Raw genomic sequence first — 17,953 nt, 5'->3', positions numbered from 1 at the left:
AAACTCTCTCTGAGCAGGTTTGAGAGTAGCATGAACAACTAGCTCTTCGACCTGCTCGTCCTTATCTAGACAGTGCCAAACGTTCCGAAATCCCAGAAAACAGACGTCTTTCCCCCGAATTGTTCGGGATAGCCGAACCAAATCGGCAATCCCGTGTCTGATTTGTGTGCAGACATGTGATAGAAATGCAGAAATCCTGAATGTTTTTATTACCGTACAGAGAAGTTTGAAATACCATGTCTGGTCCACCAGGACGCACCCCCCGACCAGCAGAGACCAACACCCGACGCTCATTCAGCGGCCATGGTACACTCACAACTGTCGAAAAAGATAGCCTTGGCCTCCTCATCGACGACACCGTCTATGCATTTGCCGATATCTCCGTTCCCTGTATTCCATTGCTCTACATCATCATGGTCACTACCGCAGTCGAATTTGGCGGAATCAAAAGCGCGGCCATGATTGGATGGCTAACAATGGTACTCGGAACAGCCTTGATTCGTGGTGGCTGGATACAGCCGCTCTTTACTGACATCCCCGGCTGGGTTTCGTTAACCCCATTGCTGATCGGCCTGCGGTTCCTCTATTTCAACCTCGCGTTAGCCGTCATCGCCTATGGCGGTGATTCCCTCGGCAAAACAATCCAACTTCCCTTACTCCCAATCGGGTGGGCAGTCGTGATTGGCGGACTTGCGGTTATGAGTTTTCCATCGCTCGCTGGAGCAATTGCGACCCGGCGGCACACGTGATCTGATACCAGTGACTCTACCGGCCCATCAAGAATTGGCCAAAGTCCAGTATGAAATTCACCGATCAATCAGTGTGTAGGAAATGAACACGACGACTTCGATGTCTGAACGAGTCTGGTAGCACGGTGAAACGCCTCCAGAAGGATTCATAGACTTCGTAGTAGAAAGTAACAATAATTTTTTGAAGTATGCCCCCGAAGTTCGAGACTGAGAGTGTGAGTACCAATGTCATCCTCAACACCTCGAAAATCAGAGCAGAGATTTCCAACGATCTCGGCTACCGATCCCGTTGGTGACCTGGTGTACGCGGTATTCGATATCTCAATCCCTGCACTTCCAGTCCTCGTTCTTATCCTCAATCTAGAGCCGATCTCTGCAATTGGTGTTAAAAATGCGCTTGTCTTTGGGTGGGGAACCGCCGTTGTCGGTATTGCTCTGTTCTATGGTGAATGGGTGACACCACCAACGCGAACAGAGCCTGGGTGGCTTTCGTTGACACTCTCGTTGTTTGGTGTGCGGATACTCTACTACAATGTGTTGCTGTTAGTTGCGGGGTATTCTGGTGGCTACATTGGGTCGTTTTCCCATTCGATGTATCTCTCAGCACTCGTCGGGATTACCATCAGTGCGATTGCGATCTGCTACTTCCCTTGGGTCGTTGATCACTACTGGTCGACCTCCTCAAAATGAGCTATTGCTAGCTCCAACGCGCCTGATTCAAGCACTTAACCATCCATCCGCCGCCAGTAGATATGCCAACACCCGTCGCCATCGAATCAAGCAGTCTCAATTGGCGTTTGCGTGACCGAGTTCAGTTACCCGATTGAAGGTGAGTTCCACTGTTATCCGCCTAATGACGCCAATCAGCAGCCGTGTGTTCCCATCATTTTCGAGTATTCGCGTTGCAAGACGCTCAACGTCAGTCTCGTCGTCTCGTGTCTCGTCCAACACGATAGCAAGCTCGCTATGAGCGTATCGAACAGGGCCGTTTCAGGTCGCATATGCCGTCATTTCGCTAGAATACCCCGTAAACAATTTCCAGCGAGACTAGAAGTGAATGCATATAGTGTTAGTATAACCTACTAACCTATGTGAGTACCAATACAGTTTGAAATACGAACGAATAAGCGGATAAAGGAGGGCCGAGAGTCAGTGAGCCTAACCTAGAACTGCCCAAGATAATATTTGAAATAGTAGATGCCACTGTCTAGTTAAGCTCCTCCTCGACAGGTGTTCGGTTTTCAAGCGATTGATGCGGTCGCTGATGGTTATAGTAATGCACAAACTGCTCAAGCCACCGCTGAACGCTCGGCCGACTGCCCACCCACGAGGTATGGAAGCGGTCGACCCGCTGTTTGAGTGTGTGAAACCACTTTTCGATTAGGTTTCGCTCGGTATAGTCAAGGTGACCGCGCAATCCAATTCGAAAGAGGGCAGTCCGATAGCCGTAGCCATCAACGAGAAACACAGTGTCCGAAAGATCGTGTTTCTCGGCCAATCCAGACAGAAACGCAGCCGCTTGATCGGTCCCATGCCGATCAAATACTTTGACATCGAGCAGTAACTTTGTTTCTGTGTCTATTGCAGCGTACACCCAAGACCATTCGCCGTTGATTTTGACAGCGGTTTCGTCGACCGCGACCCGCGTCGGCGATGCCGACGGCGGGTCGGAAACGATGTCAGAAACCCGATGAGCCCATTGAAAAATCGCTTGATGCGACCGTTTTACGCCGAGGAGCGCGAGAATTGCTTTTGTTTCTCTGAGCGAACAACCGGTCGCGTGGAGGCGGACGGCGAACGCCCTGACGGGCGTTGCCGTCCGCTCACGCTCCCAACATTCAAGCGTAGCCGTGTCTAAACACTTTTTGAGTAGGTTTGGGAGTAGCATCAATCACTAACTCTTCGACCTGCTCGTCCTTATCTAGACAGTGCTTAGTAGATATAAATATTAGAATAAAAATTACTATTGATAGAGAATATAGAAGAATATATTGTCTGTCCGGTGTAGGCATGTTATTTTTAACAATATCCCAATATATTTACTAAACATTGATAGTGGTTCAGATTCTCCTTCGTCAAGCCAAAATAAATCGACCGGCAAAATTTTGTAGCGATCAATAACAAGTTGTCTTGCTCTAATAGCACAATGTAATCTCTACTGAGTTACATCTTAATGTATAAATCTTCAAGCGACATAGCACCGATTCAGCGGCTACATTCTTATATGAAGTTACTGAGGTATAATTGGAGGGAGATGACGGTTCTGGTCGGTTAACTCAGAATAAACGTTGATCTCATAGGTATTTATCCGATCAAGATTGACTATACGGAGTAAATCCTCATCGAAAAGTGGTACCACCCTTTAAAAATGCTAGCCTACTGTTTTTCTAACTGGTGAGATGGGAATCGGATGAAGGCCCTCAATATATTGTACATTCTATGCATTACCATCTTATCTAGTAGTTGTTAAGTATCCATCTGGATAGTCTGTGGACCAATTTTTAATCCAGATTTAAGTTCAGATATTGATACTATCATAATCCATATTAGATAGAATTAGTAAAAGTGGCTTTACTTACGCCTCCAGTTTGAGATACCTGAAATATCATTACACGATCGTGACATACAACAAGTTGTTTGTGAACTTGACGAACTGCTCGATGAAATTCGCATGTCATATGCCCACAGAGGCATTCAGAACACCCGAAGGCGTGTAGACTATGGTAATAGACTACCAACGCGACGAGACTGATAGTCGAATCGGGTGAGCATTAAGTATACAAAACAAAATTCATTATGTCTGAACATACTGTTTGATATATTGTGATGTCAGTGACGATTGCACCAAAATTGGCCTAAACCGACCATTGCATTACAATACTATACCTGTCACGCGCTTTGGAACGACACCGAGACTAATGCTGAGAACGGAACTACCCGCTCGGTATAGCGATACTGTGGATTGTTCAGATATACTAATTCAGGAAGGGAGAATTCGCGAAGATGTGTAGCAGTTCGATAATCGAACTCGTTGAATTGAAGTCTTATCCCCACAGTATTTATCTCAATAACGACGCTGAGAGATATAGCCGCCAAATCAGTCTCACGCCCTTCAAATGGCTACATACCAAGCAGTAACTTCATACCAAGTCAATTATCTCCTATGACAAAAGTCACTCCTCAGTGAGTCTGGTAGCCGTCTCCTTGACTGCGACCTCGTTCAGCTTAGCTGAATACACGTGGAAATAATGTCAGCTATTTTATTGACCTTCAAAAATCATCCGAAACGGGTGACCGACGTCAATCAAGCGTAGAATTACAACAGTACAGTTGTAGAAAAGCTTTCAAACCCCGCGATGAATTGAGTCGATACGGTCCTATAGAAATGGAACGAATCACTGACTACGAACTGTTCGAAGTACCTCCCCGTTGGCTGTTTCTGCGCATCGAGACAACGGGCGGCACCGTCGGTTGGGGTGAACCGATCGTCGAAGGGCGCTCTCAGACCGTCAAGGCGGCCGTTGAGGAACTGATGGAGAACTATCTCCTCGACAGACCCGTTGATCCGATCGAGGACCACTGGCAGACGATGTATCGTGGCGGGTTTTACCGCGGCGGTCCCATCCTTATGTCGGCTATCGCCGGCATTGACCAGGCGTTGTGGGACATCAAGGGGAAGCGCTTCGATGCACCAGTGTATGAATTACTTGGCGGGTCCGCACGTGATCGGATCCGAGTCTATCAATGGATCGGGGGTGACCGACCCTCTAAGGTCGCAAATGAAGCGAAACAGAAAGTCGATGCGGGGTTCTCAGCACTAAAGATGAACGCGACCGAGGAAGTAGAACGCGTTGACAATCCGGCCACCGTCAATGACGCAGTGAACCGTTTACAAAGCGTCCGAGACGCTGTCGGAGACGATATTGACATCGGGGTCGACTTCCACGGACGTGTGACAAAGACAATGGCCAAACGTCTCGCAAAGGCACTCGAACCGTACAATCCCCTGTTCATTGAAGAACCAGTATTGCCAGAACACAATGACGCACTCCCAGAAATCGCAGCCCACACATCCATTCCTATCGCCACAGGCGAGCGGATGTACTCTCGGTGGGATTTCAAAGAAGTGTTCGAATCGGGTGCGGTGGACGTGATCCAACCTGACCTCTCGCACGCCGGTGGTATCACTGAGGTGAAGAAGATTGCTAGCATGGCCGAGGCGTACGACGTCGCGCTCGCGCCGCATTGCCCACTTGGACCGGTTGCACTTGCGTCGTGCATACAGATCGATGCCTGCACCCCGAATGCCCTCATTCAAGAACAGAGCCTAAATATCCACTACAATGAAACCAGTGACGTCCTCGATTACCTCGTCGACCCATCTGTCTTCGAGTATGAGAACGGTCATGTCTCCGTCCCCACGACACCAGGACTCGGGATCGGGATAGACGAATCATACGTCCGCGAACAAGCCGAGAAAGACGTTAATTGGCACAATCCGGTATGGAGGCATGATGACGGCAGCGTCGCCGAATGGTGAATTGTATTCATGAAGAGCAACCCTCAGGTTCCAGTGGGATGGCGGTAGCTGAAGGTAGTCGATACCGCGGTCAAAGTCCGGGCAAAGAATGCCATGTAGGCGACAGAGCTGATCTTCGGCGCGGAGGAGTCGGTCCAGCACGATGCCTGAATCGAGTTCCCACCGGGATATGGTAGTTCCCGATTGAAACGATATCCCTCGATCCGATACCTATTTCGCCGCTCGATCGGTCTTGTCCATCACCGATGTCTGGGAACACACAGGCTACGAACGTAGTGAACGGAAGACACGAGGGTCGCGTCGTTCTTGTCACCGGATCAACGCGCGGAATCGGCGAAGGTGTCGCACGCCGGTTTGCCGCCGAAGGTGCGTCGGTTGTCATCACCGGTCGCTCCGAGAACGCCGGTGAGACCGTCGCCGATGACATCCGTAAGTGCGATGGAGAGGTGACGTTCGTTCCGGCAGACATGCGCGAATCCGACGAGATCGAAGCACTCGTCGAACACACCGTCAATACGTACGGCCGAATCGACGTATTGGTGAACAACGCGGGCGTTCAGACCGAAACGACGGTCGAGGACGCTACGATCGATGACTGGGAATTCGTGATCGAGACTGACTTTCGTTCTTTCTGGCTTTGTACGAAACGGTCCCTTGAGTACATGCCACCGGGCGGGACGATACTTAACATGTCCTCGAACCACGCGTACCTGACGATGCCGAAACTGTTTCCGTACAACGCCGTCAAAGCCGGTATCAATGGGATGACTCGTGCGCTCGCTCTGGAACTCGGTCCTCACGGTATTACGGTCAATACGATCAACCCCGGTTGGGTTGAGATTGGACGCACGAGAGAGGAACTCGGCGACGATTACGAGTACACTGAGGAGATACACCCGGTCGGGCGGCTGGGAACCCCGGATGACGTAGCGGGTGTCGCCGCGTTTCTTGCGAGTGACGACGCATCGTTCGTCACTGGCGAGAGCCTACTCGTTGACGGAGGTAGGACGGCAGTCATGCAGGACGAACAGTATCGAACGTACCGAACACACGTCCAGTGACGGAGAACAGCGATAACGTTGAGTCTCCTCCGGACCGCTCAGTATCTGCTGTCGGGTACATCGCCATCGCCTGTGAACGGGCGAAACTCGAAGGTGAATACCATCGGTTCGGGATCGACTCGATACTGTTCAAGCGTCGCCGGACCACAACTACCGGACCCCAACCCACAGTGTACGTAATCGAGCGAGACGTACACCGCGTTTCGACGGGGGAGCTCGTGGTCGTGGTTGGCCGTCTCGAGGTCATCGACACTGTAGCGGTGCCCCCTGAAATCGAAGGGTGTGCCACCGGTGACGTGGACGCCGACACCACGACCGTCGCTGAACGTAACCCATCGCGTGTCGGTCCGGTTGCCGTTGTCCTGCGGCCTGACGTAGGGCGTGTGCAGGTCATCGACTGTCTCCGCGTAGCGACCGAGGAGCGCGGCTTCCTTGCTGTCGACGTACGCCTCGCCCGGACCACGTCCGTACCACGTCACCTCGTCGAACTCGTCTTCGAGCGTCAGGTCGAGTCCGACGCGCGGGAGTGACGGGAGCATCGAGAGGTCGCCCTCGGGGTCAAGGTGCGTCTCGAGGGTGACCGTACCGTCGCGGTCAACGGTGTAGGTCATTCGGACACCGAATCCGTGGTCGAAGATCGGTGGTGCGAGTCGCCCTTCAACGGTGATCCGTATTCGCTCGTCCCCGTCGATCTCGTGAGCGACACGATCGGTGCGGAATTGGAGGCCGTCGAGACCGTTCTCACGCCATAGTTGTGCGAATCCGACCGTCTTGATGTCTGTAGGCGAGAGAAGCATCTCCTCATCGTATCGTTCAGCCATCGTCGTGAGGAGGGTCCGGGATAGCGGTAGTCCGCGGTCGTTGTCCGTCGGTGCACGCCACAGCCCGACTTGCGGCCCATCACGGATCAAATCGCGACCCTCGTACGAGTACGAATCAACGATGCCGTACGTCGTGTCGAAACGCAGTCGGAACGTCCGGTTCGAAACGACGAGATCGTCGCCGACCGTCTCCAACGTCAGCGGTGCGTCAAATCCGGTCTTCGGCTGGGATTTTTCGGTGACAAGTTCGAATTCCGCCGTCGAGACGGTGTGACCGTGTGTCGACCAGGCCGTATCGGCTGCGAGCGTGATATCGACCCGAAGTACAGCTTCGTGGTCGGTCTCGACGGAAGTCGCTCCCGTCGGAAGTTCGATCGTCGCGCGTTCACCGGGGTTGACGGACGGGAGGTCGAGCGTGCCGCTTCGAACCGGCCGACCATCGGAGAGGACGCGCCAATTCGCGTTGAGATGACCCAAACCGCGGAAATCGTAGCGGTTCTCGACCGACAGTTCCCCGGACGCGGGGTTACCCGAGAGGGCGACCGGTTCGACAACCTTCTTGTACTCGATCAGACCCGGCGAGGGTGTTCGGTCGGGGAACAGCATCCCATTGATGTTGAAGTTCGTGTCGTTAGGTTCATCGCCGAAGTCGCCGCCGTAGGCGAACCACTCGCGTTCCTCGTCGTCCGTTTGTCGAAGACCCTGATCGATCCAATCCCAGACGAATCCGCCCTGTAGCCGGTCGTGTTCGTAGAACAGGTCCCAGTAGTCCTGGAGACTTCCCGGTCCGTTTCCCATCGAGTGGGCGTACTCACAAGGGATGACGGGCGTCTCGGGGTTTTCCTCTCCGGCCCACGCTTCAAGTTCGTCGAACGTCGGGTACATCGGTCCGACGATGTCGACGACCTCCTGGTCGAAATCCTGTTCGTAATGGAGGGGCCGGGTCGGATCGCGCTCGCGTGTCACCTCGGCCATTGTCCGGTGATTTGCACCAAATCCGGATTCGTTTCCGAGAGACCAGACGATCACACTCGGATGATTCTTGTCGCGTTCGAGCATCCGAACCATCCGGTCGACGTACGCGTCCTCCCACGCAGGTTCGTCGCTTATGTGTTCGGCAGACTCGACGAACTCCATCCCGTGGCACTCGATGTCGGTTTCGTCCAGTACGTACAGGCCGTATTCGTTACAGAGGTCGTAAAAGCGCGTGTCGTTGGGATAGTGTGCCGTCCGGACGGCGTTGAGGTTGTGGCGTTTCATTAGTTCGACATCCTCACGCATCGTTTCGACGGGAACCGCCCGCCCATAATCGGCGTGGAAGTCGTGACGGTTAACGCCCCGAATCGTTACCGCCTCGCCGTTGACCAGAAGTTGTCCGCCAGTGATCTCTACCTCGCGAAATCCTACCGTCTGCGTGACGACGGTCTCCTCCTCGGTTCCCGAGAGAGTCAACACCAGTTCGTAGCAGTTCGGGGTCTCGGCCGTCCACTTCGCTGGATCAGGTACTTCGGCATTGAACTCGACTGTCGTCGTCGCGTCCGCATCGACCGTCACGGACGCTCGGTCGAGTTCGAGCGGGACTACATTCCCCTCTGGGTCACGGAGAACGACCGACAGATCGACCGAAGAGTCATCACTCCCGACGTTCGCAACGTCGACGCCGACGTTGAAGGTAGCATCGACGTACTCGTCGTCTAGTTCGGTCCGTACGTCTATGTCTGCGACGTGCACGTTCGGGAGGGAGTAGACGTAGACATCGCGAAAGATCCCGCTCAACCACCACATATCCTGATCTTCGAGATAACTACCGTTCGACCACTTGTACACCCGAACGGCAAGTGTGTTCTCTCCAGGAGTGACCGCGTCGCTTACGTCGAACTCCGATGGGAGCCGACTTCCTTCGCTGTAGCCGACCTCCTCACCATTCACCCAGACGTGAAATGCGGAATCGACGCCTTCGAAGTGAAACCGTACCTGCCGGTCGTCCCAACCCTCGGGGATGTGAAACGAGCGCCGGTACGATGCGGTCGGATTTCCGGTCGGAACCTGTGGCGGATCAACCGGAAACGGGTAGACAACGTTCGTGTAGTGTGGATCGCCGTACCCTTCCGTTTGCCAGTTCGACGGGACTGTGATTTCGTCCCACTCGGCTATGTCGAAACCCGGATCATGGAACGCTTCCGGTGCTTCGGCGGGAGAGTTGGCGAGGTCGAACGACCACTCGCCGTTCAGTATCGAAATCCACGGTGACGAACTTCGGTCGCTTCGAATCGCGGTCCGCACCTCACGAAACGGGAGGACGTCGACGTGAGGATCCAGTCGGTTTCGTTCAGTGACTTCTGGGTTGTTCCAATGGGTACCCATGATACTTCGAGAAACAGAACGGGTGCGTATGGTTGTTTCGGTCAACACGACGATCCGACGGTAGCAACATCAGCGTCGAAGAACTCCTCGACGTTGGTTGGTGACACCCTTAGTCGGTAATCGGGGTATCACCGAGTGGTCCGCGAAGCGCGCCGATGTGATTTTGCGCCACCGTCGGTGCTCCCGATTCGTATCGGCGGTGTCAACGATTGTCGTACTTCCAAGAGTCAATCGGTACCTGACCACCGTCGACGCGTAACTCGTGACCGTTCACGTAGTCGGAAGCGGGAGATGCGAGGAATGCAACGGCGTTTGCAATATCCGCAGGGTCAGCGTATTCACCTAGCGGATTGTTGGATCGAATCTGCTGATGAGTCTCTTCCGAGAATTCGTCGACCATTCGGGTGTTGGTCCATCCAGGCGCGACCGCGTTGACGCGGACCCCCTCACGTCCGAACTCAAGCGCGAGGGATTTCGTCAGGCCCAATAGCGAGAACTTCCCGACGTCGTACTCCGGAGACATTCCGACGCCGTTTTTCGTGTGGATCGATGTGATGTTGACAATTTTACCGTATTCCCGATCGACCATCCCATCAACGGTGGCTAGAATGCAGTTTATCGAACCCCAGAGATGTACGTTCAGGTTCAGTTCAAAACGGCTCCGAATCGTTTCTTCGTCGCTCGTCAGAAACGGTCCGGCATTTCCGACTCCCGCATTGTTGACCAGAATATCGATGTCACCCAGTGCTGCCGTTCCTTCGTCTACCAGTGATTGGACTTCGTCCTTGTCACTCACGTCCGCGGCGATGCCGATTGCATCGCCGTCTTCACGGAGTTCCGCTGCAACCTTTTTCGCGGGACGTTCCTCAAGGTCATTTACGATAACGTTCGCCCCAAGGTCGGACAGTTCGTGTGCAATCGCTCGCCCGTTACCCCGTCCTGCTCCGGTGACGAGTGCAGTCCTTCCGGTAAGGTCCAAATCCATGTTTTATACTTCATATATGGTTCGTATTAAGAACTCGGATCGATTAACACGATTACTTGATATATACGGGGGCGTTTAGTGCATGAAAACAACGGTATGGTATCCATAGATGTCGGCATCCCCAGTGTTGAATCGTGCTACGAAAGAGAAATTCTGCGCAGGTAAAACTGGATAGGTAGGCGGTGGGTTCTGGACGGTATCATCCCCAGCAAGTACTAACGCAACCATCCAAACGTATAATACTGTCTTCCATGAAGTTCGGAACGAGAATTCATGCCAACACACGATACCCATCGAGATAGGGTACTCTCCCACCTACCGTGGCGAGAGATACCAGAGTCGATGAGAGTGAGACAGACAGAGTGGCAATCGTTTCTTCGCGATGAGTACGACCTACGCATCGGTAACGGTGTGTTCATCTCGGAAGAGGCAGTGATCACCCTCCCGAACGGAGAGGTCGGTGACGACACTATCGTCGCCAGCGGTGCGATTATCCGAGGGAATGTCTCCATTGGGGCAAACTGTTCGGTTAACCCGTACGTGAACATCGCAGGCGACGTTACAATCGGCGACGGCGTTCGCATTGCCTCCACCGCCAGCATCTGGGGAGAGAATCATGTGTTCGAAGAACCCGACACCCCGATTCACCAGCAAGGAAACCGATACGAAGGAATCGAGGTCGGAGACGATGTGTGGATCGGTGCAGGAGCGGTTGTCCTCGACGGGAGCGTTGTCGGTTCACACAGCGTCATCGGCGCGGGGGCCGTTGTCACCTCGGACGTCCCCGAGTATGCGATTGTCGTCGGCAACCCGGGAACGATCGTCGGCTATCGAGGAGAGAAAAACGAAGCCAACCCTCGTTCCGATCTCCGTGATCGTCTGTCCCAGTTCGGAGAGATGGTGGCTGATCAGATGTCTGCCGTTATCTCTACCCATCGACGCGATGCTCCAGACAGAAGTCTGCCTGATCACCCCGATTCGACGCCCGTTCGTGCCTTGTGTGACGCCGTGGAGATCGCGGGAATGTTCGACGAGACTCCGCCGGGATGGAATCGGGCAGGTCTGGTAGAAGAGCTACAGAATCTTCAAGACCCAGATACTGGGCTACTTCCAAACCCGGGTGAAACACCCTCGGGAAACCACGATCCGACTTCACTACCGCCGGAGTGGAGACCGTATCACATTCTTTCAGTGGGATACGCTCTCGAAGTCCTCGGTGAGACGTTCGAGCATCGAATATCCGCCGTCGACGATCTTTCGCCCGAAAACCTATACGAACAGCTCGAAGAACTCCCGTGGGAGACTAACGCGTGGGGCTGTGGGGCTTGGATAGATCACTACGCGACCGGACTCTACTTCAACCACCGTTACTTCGACAGCGATCGTTCGCTTGCATCGGTGTTCGGTTGGCTCGAGACGTCAGTCGACCCGGACACTGGCCTCTGGGGCGAACCGACCGCTGACGAAGGGTGGATCCAACCAGTGAACGGTTTCTATCGAGCGACGAGGGGAACGTACGCTCAGTTCGGTTTAGAGGTACCGTTCCCGAAAGCGACGATTGACACTGTCCTACGTCACGGGCGCGATTCGACTCACTTTCGAGCGACCTCGAAGAACGCATGTAACACCTTAGACGTCGTCCACCCGCTGTGGCTGTGTGGGCAGCAGACAGACTACCGTCACGACGAAATCGAGGAGTGGGCTCGTGTCCAACTTGATCAGGTACTGGGACAGTGGCACAATGGCCGAGGGTTCGCGTTCAATCTCACCGACGAGCGGCCTACGCTACAGGGTACAGAAATGTGGCTCAGCGTTATCTATCTCCTCGCAACCGTCTGTGGAATGAGCAGCGAACTCGGATACAAACCCAAGGGAATCCACCGGACGGACACCGGATTCCATATCTATCGGCAGTAATGGCGGCTGTGTGGAGACGGATCAAAGAGACTGTGAAATCCCGGATACTCTACCTCCATTTCGTATCTCGTTCGTGACGGAGACGTGAACGGTATCGATGACCGGACTCCTTCTCTTCTTGCGGAATGTTTCGATGGAATCCGAGCGACAATCTATATCTGTGTCTGGTTGGGGCTGATTTCGTCGGTTTTCGTTTTTATAGACTCTCCAGTCTGCGTGTCGAAGAGATAGACCGACTCTTCGTCAAATCGAATCCCGACTTGGTCGTCAGGTTCCGGTCGTATAGATGCGTCCGTCCGTGCGACGATCTCTTTCTCTCCAAGCTGTCCATATATGAAGTTCTCGTTGCCCATCTTCTCGACGACGCTCACAGCCAACTCACTTCCCGAATCGTCGATTTCGATATCTTCGGGCCGTACACCCATGCGAAGTCGTCGGTGATCGCCCGTTTTGTAGGTAGCCATTTCGTAGGTGAACCCATTTGGTCCGATGAGGGTTTGACCCTGGACTTCCACGTCGAAGAGGTTAATGCTCGGGCTTCCGATGAAGTCCGCTACGAATTCGTTGGTCGGATTTCTGTAGAGTTCCTCCGGAACGTCGATCTGTTGGAGAATCCCATCGCTGAGTACAGCAATTCGATCACCCATCGCCATCGCTTCGGTTTGGTCATGGGTGACGTATATCGTCGTGACATCCAGATCGTTTTGGAGTTCCTGAATCTCGGTTCGCATCCCTGCTCGGAGCTTCGCGTCCAGGTTCGACAACGGTTCGTCCATGAGGAACACACCCGGTTCACGAACGATTGCGCGACCCAGGGCCACACGCTGCTGCTGACCGCCGGATAGCTCTCCCGGCTTTTTCGACAATAGATCATCGATTCCCAACATCGTCGCGGCGTCAGTCACGCGCGAACTGATCTCTTCACTCGATAATTTCGATGAGAGCTTGAGACCAAAGCTCATGTTTTGTTCCACGTTCATATGAGGGTACAAAGCGTAGTTTTGGAACACCATCGCGACATTGCGGTCGCGTGAGCGAAGGTCGTTTACGACCTGTCCGTCGAAGTGTACTTCTCCTTCGGTAATACTCTCCAACCCAGCTATGCATCGGAGCGTCGTTGATTTACCACACCCGGAGGGTCCAACCAGTACAATGAATTCTCCGTCGGCGATTTCTATATCGAGGTCGTCAACCGCAATGATCGCGCTGTCTTCGGTGTTGTACGTCTTCTTCAGTCCATCAATCGTTATCTCTGTCATGAATTATTACTCCTTGACCGCTCCTGCGAGGATCCCGTTTACAAAGTGGCGTTGTAGCGCGATAAAGACGATAAGCATCGGCACAATCGCGATCAGCGCAGCGACCATCAGTTGATCGTAAGCAGGTGCCTGTTGGCTCATAATTTTCGTTAGTGCAACGGGTATCGTGAACTTTTCCTCTTGAAGCACGACTAGCGGCCACAGGAAGAGATTCCACTGGAAGAGGAAAAGAATCACGGACAGAGCCGCGATACCGGACTTTACCGTCGGGAGCGCGACTCGATAGTAGAGTTGGAACTCCGTAGCACCATCCATTCGTGCGGCCTCCAACAGCGAATCCGGTATCGACTGCATCGTTTGACGCATGAAGAAAATCCCGACCGGATACGCTGCCCATGGAAGGATAATCGCCGCAAACGAGTTAGATATTCCCATGTTCGAGACCAGCAGGAACAGTGGAATCACGAGCAGGTTGATCGGAATGATGAGCGTACCAAGAATCGCGAGGAATAGCAATTCTTTGTACCTAAAGTCATATTTCGCGAACGCAAACCCACTCATCGAACACAGGATAAGCGATAACACCGTGTACAAACTCGCCACGATGATACTGTTTAGCACACTTTGGTAGTAGTTGACACTTTGACGCTCCGCCAGCGCTTGCGCGTTGTCGAGGAAGTGCGACCCGGGAAGTAATCGGGGTAAACTCCCGGCACTGCCGAGAATTTCGGTCTGTGGCAGCGTCGAAGCGACGAGGAGCCAGTAGATCGGTATCATTACGAATAGGACCGCGCCAATGACGAACCCGTAGCCACCGAACTTCCAAAGTGCCTCGTTTAGATCTTTTTCGTGCATCTCAATCAGCCACCCGGAACTGGATTAGGGACATGGTTGTAACGATCGCGACGAGCAGTACGGTCAGGGCGGAGCCGTACCCTAACTCGAGGTTCTGGAATGCAACCTGGTAAATGTAGTACACGACCGTCCGAGTCTCTTCAAGTGGCGCGCCAGAGGTGATCAGTATCTGTGGCTCCGCGAACTTCTTGAAGATAGAGATCGTGCTCGTGACGATAATGAACAACAACACCGGCTTCAGCTGCGGTACCGTCACGTATCGAAATTTCTGGAGCCGTGTTGCTCCGTCGATCTCCGCCGCCTCGTACAGTGATTGGGGAATCGTCTGGAGTCCGGCGAGGAAGATGATCATGTTGTATCCGGTCCATCTCCACACGGACATAAACGCTATCAGATTTCTAGACCAGAACCCGTTTTGGAGCCACGCGATCGGATCGATCCCAATGAGGAGGAAGAGACTGTCTGCCAATCCTCCCTCAGCAACTATCGCGATGAAGACGACTGCGTAAGCAATTGTGTTTGCGGCTGTTGGGATCAGAAGAAGGCTCCGAAACGTATTCCTGAACCGAATCAGCGCAGAATTCAGTGCAATCGCTAAGGCAAGCGGAATGATCACCATCGTCGGGATCAGCACGGCGAACAGATACACCGTGTTGAATAGCGCTTGATGGAGAACGTTGTCCGTCAGCATGCGCTCGAAGTTTTGAAGGCCGACGAATTGCAAGTCCACTACCTGAGGAACGACGATATAGCTAATACCGAGATTAATTACGAACAGTGGGTCCGTAGATATTCCCTGATATCTAAAAAACGCTAGAATGAGCGTGAAGATAACGGGGAAGACGAGGAAGGTAGCGAACAAGACGATCATTGGGGTCAGTAGCACTAATGGTGCGTTCGAAACCGATGGAAACTTTTCTGACAACCACTGGCGCTTAAACCGTAGATCGTCGTAGAGTTTATCGAGTCGCATCCGACCCTCGGTTGAACTCAATTAAGCAACACCCCGATTTGTCTGTTTCTTGGCCTCCTCCACGGCGTTCTTGAGACCTTTTTCGGGGCTGAGATTCCCGTAGACCACCTTTCGTAGCTGCGTGTTGATAATATCCATAACCGTCGGAGTGTCCACGGTGAAGCGATGGGGTGGAATGTTCTCTATTTGTTCGGTCCACAGGTGACCGAGCTTCTGCCCACCAAAGAAATCGAATTCCTTGTCGAACGCGTCCTTCTCGTAAGCGGGTTTATATGCGCTGAAATTCCCGATATTATCGAAGAGCCATGCCATTTCGTCCGCATTGGCGTTCGTCTTCAGCGCAAAATCAAATGTCCGACGAGCGACGTCGTCGCTCACCTGTTTGGGAATGCAGAGTCCAGAACCACCGCGGTTACTAGCTCGGGGGCCACCTTTTTCGAAGGCGGGGAGCTTCATGGCTCTCCACTTTCCGGAGGTATCACTCACTGACTCTTGGAGCGTCGAGTTGAACCAAGCGCCCGAGCAGTACCCCGTGATCGACCCCTTACTGAACCCGTTGAACCACTGCTGACTCCAGTTCGTCACTTCACTCGTAAGTCCTTCATCTCCCAATCGACTTAGTAGCCGAAACACTCTGAGGCTGGTGTCGTTGTCGAACGCGAGGTTCCCATCGCTGTCGAACGTTTGGCCACCAAGCTGCCAGTAAAGCATTCGCCAGTATAGGTTCAGTGCAGCGGATGGGACCGAAAGCAGAGCCGTGCCATCCGGGAGCTTCTTTCCTTCCTCGATCAGCTGATCCCACGTCTCGATATCAGTACTAACCCCATGTTTTTCCCAGACATCATTCCGGTAAAACAGGCTTGTCGGGTTGATATCGTATGGAATCTCATACGTCTCATCACCGCCGCTGACACTTTCCCAGATCGACGACGGGAACTCCTTCTTTATTCCTGACTCTTCGATCCATGGGGTAAGATCTCGGAGGCCGCCGGTGTCAGCGACCTGTTTTAGCGACGAGTACTCGATCATGGCGACACCAGGCGCGTCACTCCCTGACAGAAGTCGCGTCTGCAGCCGATCGATGATCTCGTCGTAACCCATATTCGTATGGTTGATGGAGACGTCGGTTTCCTCCTTGTACTGTTTCATGTGGTGGTCCCAACTGCCACTCATCTCCCAGAACTTGAAGGAGTCCGCCATCTCACCGGAGAGTCCTCCGGACTTATCGCCCGAGGAGTCCGGGGGTGCATTCGTACTGATACAACCTGCAAGACTCGTAACACCAATTCCACCAAGCATCGCTAGTAGATCGCGCCGACTACGGACATTGTGCTCACCTGTCATGGCTAACACAGCTAAGGTTACGATGAACTATGATAAAGATTCCGGTGAGAGCCGAATTATCATATAGTCGCATTTGGATGTTGTCCGTTACAGGCTGACCCCCACGTAGCCTTGCGATTGCGGCTCTCGGACAGCAGCCTGCGTGACGGATATCTATTGTGAAATGGACAATATTATGTCAGTTTTAGGGATGCGAGTAGTCGAGATACCGTATGACCGCATCCGAAAAGATAATTGAGCAGCGGTTGGTTACTCAAGTATGGGTCTACCATCAATCGGACTCGGAACTTGGCAGAATACCGATCGTGACACCTGTATTGAAAGCGTAAAAACAGCTCTAGATATGGGGTACCGTCACGTCGACACCGCACAATACTACGGCAATGAAGAAGCCGTGGGCAAAGGTATCGCTTCGGCAGACGTGCCCCGCGAAGAGGTGTTCGTCGGCTCGAAGGTCCACGCCGAAAAATTCGGTCTCGAACACGACGAAGTCATCGAGGGATTGGAAGTGACCCTCGACAGACTTGGGCTCGAGTATCTTGACTTACTATATGTCCATTGGCCAGTCGGGAATTATGATGCACCCGAGACGATGCCAGCGTTCGACGAACTTGTGGACCAGGGACTGATCAAGCACGTAGGTGTTTGTAATTTCAGTGTCGAACTGCTCGAGGAAGCAACCGACCACCTCGAGTCTCCCTTGTTCGCTCATCAGGTTGAAACCCATCCTCTGCTTCAACAAGACGACCTCATCGCCCACGCACAAGAACAGGGCTACAACCACGTCGCCTACTCCCCGCTCGCGCGTGGGCACGTTTTCGATCTCCCTGAAGTGGTAGCAGTCGCAGACAAACACGATGTTAGTCCATCCCAAGTAAGCCTCGCGTGGTTGCTCACACACGACAACGTCAGTGTTATCCCGAAAGCAACGAGCGAAGCACATATCAGGGACAATCTCGGAGCCGTCGATCTTGATCTCGACAGTGAAGACATCGAACGGATTCAAAATATTGAACGAACCGAGCGGTATGTCGAGCGGGACGGAGCACCGTGGCTCGAGGAGTAGGTGAAACCATAGTTCTCAC

13 protein-coding genes are annotated in these 17,953 nt (G+C 53.2%); 6 read left to right on the top strand and 7 right to left on the bottom strand.

The genetic code is table 11. The annotated features are described in order from the left end of the window. The first annotated feature begins 236 nt into the window (after positions 1–236). Together AC1XDK_RS26560 and AC1XDK_RS26555 are read left to right on the top strand one after the other, a co-directional pair. Positions 237–749, top strand: a complete 513-nt coding sequence (locus AC1XDK_RS26560) for a DUF8215 family protein (protein WP_483353027.1) — start codon at positions 237–239, stop codon at positions 747–749. 225 nt (positions 750–974) lie between these two features. Then, positions 975–1,439 carry a DUF8215 family protein gene (locus AC1XDK_RS26555; protein ID WP_483353026.1) on the top strand — a complete coding sequence of 155 codons (465 nt, stop codon included), beginning with the start codon at positions 975–977 and terminating at the stop codon, positions 1,437–1,439. A 517-nt stretch (positions 1,440–1,956) separates the two neighbouring features. Here AC1XDK_RS26555 and AC1XDK_RS26550 read toward each other — a convergent pair. Beyond that, positions 1,957–2,637, bottom strand: coding sequence for an IS6 family transposase (locus AC1XDK_RS26550; protein ID WP_483353025.1), 681 nt, complete (start codon positions 2,635–2,637; stop codon positions 1,957–1,959). Between the two features lie 1,497 nt (positions 2,638–4,134). Between AC1XDK_RS26550 and dgoD the strand changes: the two genes are divergently transcribed. After that, the gene (gene dgoD, locus AC1XDK_RS26545) at positions 4,135–5,289 is read left to right on the top strand and encodes a galactonate dehydratase (RefSeq protein WP_483353024.1); all 1,155 of its coding nucleotides are present in this window, start codon (positions 4,135–4,137) and stop codon (positions 5,287–5,289) included. Between the two features lie 245 nt (positions 5,290–5,534). After that, a complete protein-coding gene (locus AC1XDK_RS26540; protein WP_483353023.1) occupies positions 5,535–6,350 on the top strand; it encodes an SDR family NAD(P)-dependent oxidoreductase in 816 nt (271 codons plus the stop codon). Between the two features lie 38 nt (positions 6,351–6,388). On the opposite strand, the gene AC1XDK_RS26535 is transcribed toward AC1XDK_RS26540, so the two are convergent. Both AC1XDK_RS26535 and AC1XDK_RS26530 read right to left on the bottom strand, forming a co-directional pair. Further along, positions 6,389–9,535, bottom strand: a complete 3,147-nt coding sequence (locus AC1XDK_RS26535; RefSeq protein ID WP_483353022.1) for a glycoside hydrolase family 2 TIM barrel-domain containing protein — start codon at positions 9,533–9,535, stop codon at positions 6,389–6,391. A 202-nt stretch (positions 9,536–9,737) separates the two neighbouring features. Beyond that, positions 9,738–10,520, bottom strand: a complete 783-nt coding sequence (locus AC1XDK_RS26530; RefSeq protein ID WP_483353021.1) for an SDR family NAD(P)-dependent oxidoreductase — start codon at positions 10,518–10,520, stop codon at positions 9,738–9,740. A gap of 273 nt (positions 10,521–10,793) precedes the next feature. On the opposite strand from AC1XDK_RS26530, the gene AC1XDK_RS26525 reads away from it, so the two are divergent. Beyond that, positions 10,794–12,437, top strand: coding sequence for an acyltransferase (locus AC1XDK_RS26525; RefSeq protein WP_483353020.1), 1,644 nt, complete (start codon positions 10,794–10,796; stop codon positions 12,435–12,437). A gap of 152 nt (positions 12,438–12,589) precedes the next feature. Here AC1XDK_RS26525 and AC1XDK_RS26520 read toward each other — a convergent pair whose 3' ends face one another. Genes AC1XDK_RS26520 through AC1XDK_RS26505 form a run of 4 tightly spaced genes read right to left on the bottom strand, consistent with a single transcriptional unit; the run spans position 12,590 to position 16,724 of the window. Further along, entirely contained in the window at positions 12,590–13,696 is a 1,107-nt protein-coding gene (locus tag AC1XDK_RS26520; RefSeq protein ID WP_483353019.1) for an ABC transporter ATP-binding protein, read from the bottom strand. A gap of 6 nt (positions 13,697–13,702) precedes the next feature. Beyond that, the gene (locus tag AC1XDK_RS26515; protein WP_483353018.1) at positions 13,703–14,551 is read right to left on the bottom strand and encodes a carbohydrate ABC transporter permease; all 849 of its coding nucleotides are present in this window, start codon (positions 14,549–14,551) and stop codon (positions 13,703–13,705) included. Between the two features lies 1 nt (position 14,552). Next, a complete protein-coding gene (locus AC1XDK_RS26510; protein ID WP_483353017.1) occupies positions 14,553–15,524 on the bottom strand; it encodes a carbohydrate ABC transporter permease in 972 nt (323 codons plus the stop codon). Positions 15,525–15,545: 21 nt separating this feature from the next. After that, a complete protein-coding gene (locus AC1XDK_RS26505) occupies positions 15,546–16,724 on the bottom strand; it encodes an ABC transporter substrate-binding protein (RefSeq protein WP_483353016.1) in 1,179 nt (392 codons plus the stop codon). Positions 16,725–17,127: 403 nt separating this feature from the next. On the opposite strand from AC1XDK_RS26505, the gene AC1XDK_RS26500 reads away from it, so the two are divergent. Continuing rightward, the gene (locus AC1XDK_RS26500; protein ID WP_483353015.1) at positions 17,128–17,934 is read left to right on the top strand and encodes an aldo/keto reductase; all 807 of its coding nucleotides are present in this window, start codon (positions 17,128–17,130) and stop codon (positions 17,932–17,934) included. Positions 17,935–17,953: the final 19 nt, after the last annotated feature.

The organism is Haladaptatus sp. HS23 (assembly GCF_056892285.1).
This window is presented reverse-complemented; position numbering and strand designations above follow the sequence as displayed.

Excerpts from the sequence above, each read along its gene's own strand:
- AC1XDK_RS26505 (WP_483353016.1), bottom strand. The coding sequence starts at position 16,724 with ATGGCGGACTCCTTCAAGTTCTGGGAGATGAGTGGCAGTTGGGACCAC.
- AC1XDK_RS26520 (WP_483353019.1), bottom strand. The coding sequence starts at position 13,696 with ATGACAGAGATAACGATTGATGGACTGAAGAAGACGTACAACACCGAA.
- AC1XDK_RS26530 (WP_483353021.1), bottom strand. The coding sequence starts at position 10,520 with ATGGATTTGGACCTTACCGGAAGGACTGCACTCGTCACCGGAGCAGGA.
- AC1XDK_RS26500 (WP_483353015.1), top strand. The coding sequence starts at position 17,128 with ATGGGTCTACCATCAATCGGACTCGGAACTTGGCAGAATACCGATCGT.
- AC1XDK_RS26555 (WP_483353026.1), top strand. The coding sequence starts at position 975 with ATGTCATCCTCAACACCTCGAAAATCAGAGCAGAGATTTCCAACGATC.
- AC1XDK_RS26535 (WP_483353022.1), bottom strand. The coding sequence starts at position 9,535 with ATGGGTACCCATTGGAACAACCCAGAAGTCACTGAACGAAACCGACTG.
- dgoD (WP_483353024.1), top strand. The coding sequence starts at position 4,135 with ATGGAACGAATCACTGACTACGAACTGTTCGAAGTACCTCCCCGTTGG.
- AC1XDK_RS26540 (WP_483353023.1), top strand. The coding sequence starts at position 5,535 with ATGTCTGGGAACACACAGGCTACGAACGTAGTGAACGGAAGACACGAG.
- AC1XDK_RS26515 (WP_483353018.1), bottom strand. The coding sequence starts at position 14,551 with ATGCACGAAAAAGATCTAAACGAGGCACTTTGGAAGTTCGGTGGCTAC.
- AC1XDK_RS26525 (WP_483353020.1), top strand. The coding sequence starts at position 10,794 with ATGCCAACACACGATACCCATCGAGATAGGGTACTCTCCCACCTACCG.
- AC1XDK_RS26550 (WP_483353025.1), bottom strand. The coding sequence starts at position 2,637 with ATGCTACTCCCAAACCTACTCAAAAAGTGTTTAGACACGGCTACGCTT.
- AC1XDK_RS26560 (WP_483353027.1), top strand. The coding sequence starts at position 237 with ATGTCTGGTCCACCAGGACGCACCCCCCGACCAGCAGAGACCAACACC.
- AC1XDK_RS26510 (WP_483353017.1), bottom strand. The coding sequence starts at position 15,524 with ATGCGACTCGATAAACTCTACGACGATCTACGGTTTAAGCGCCAGTGG.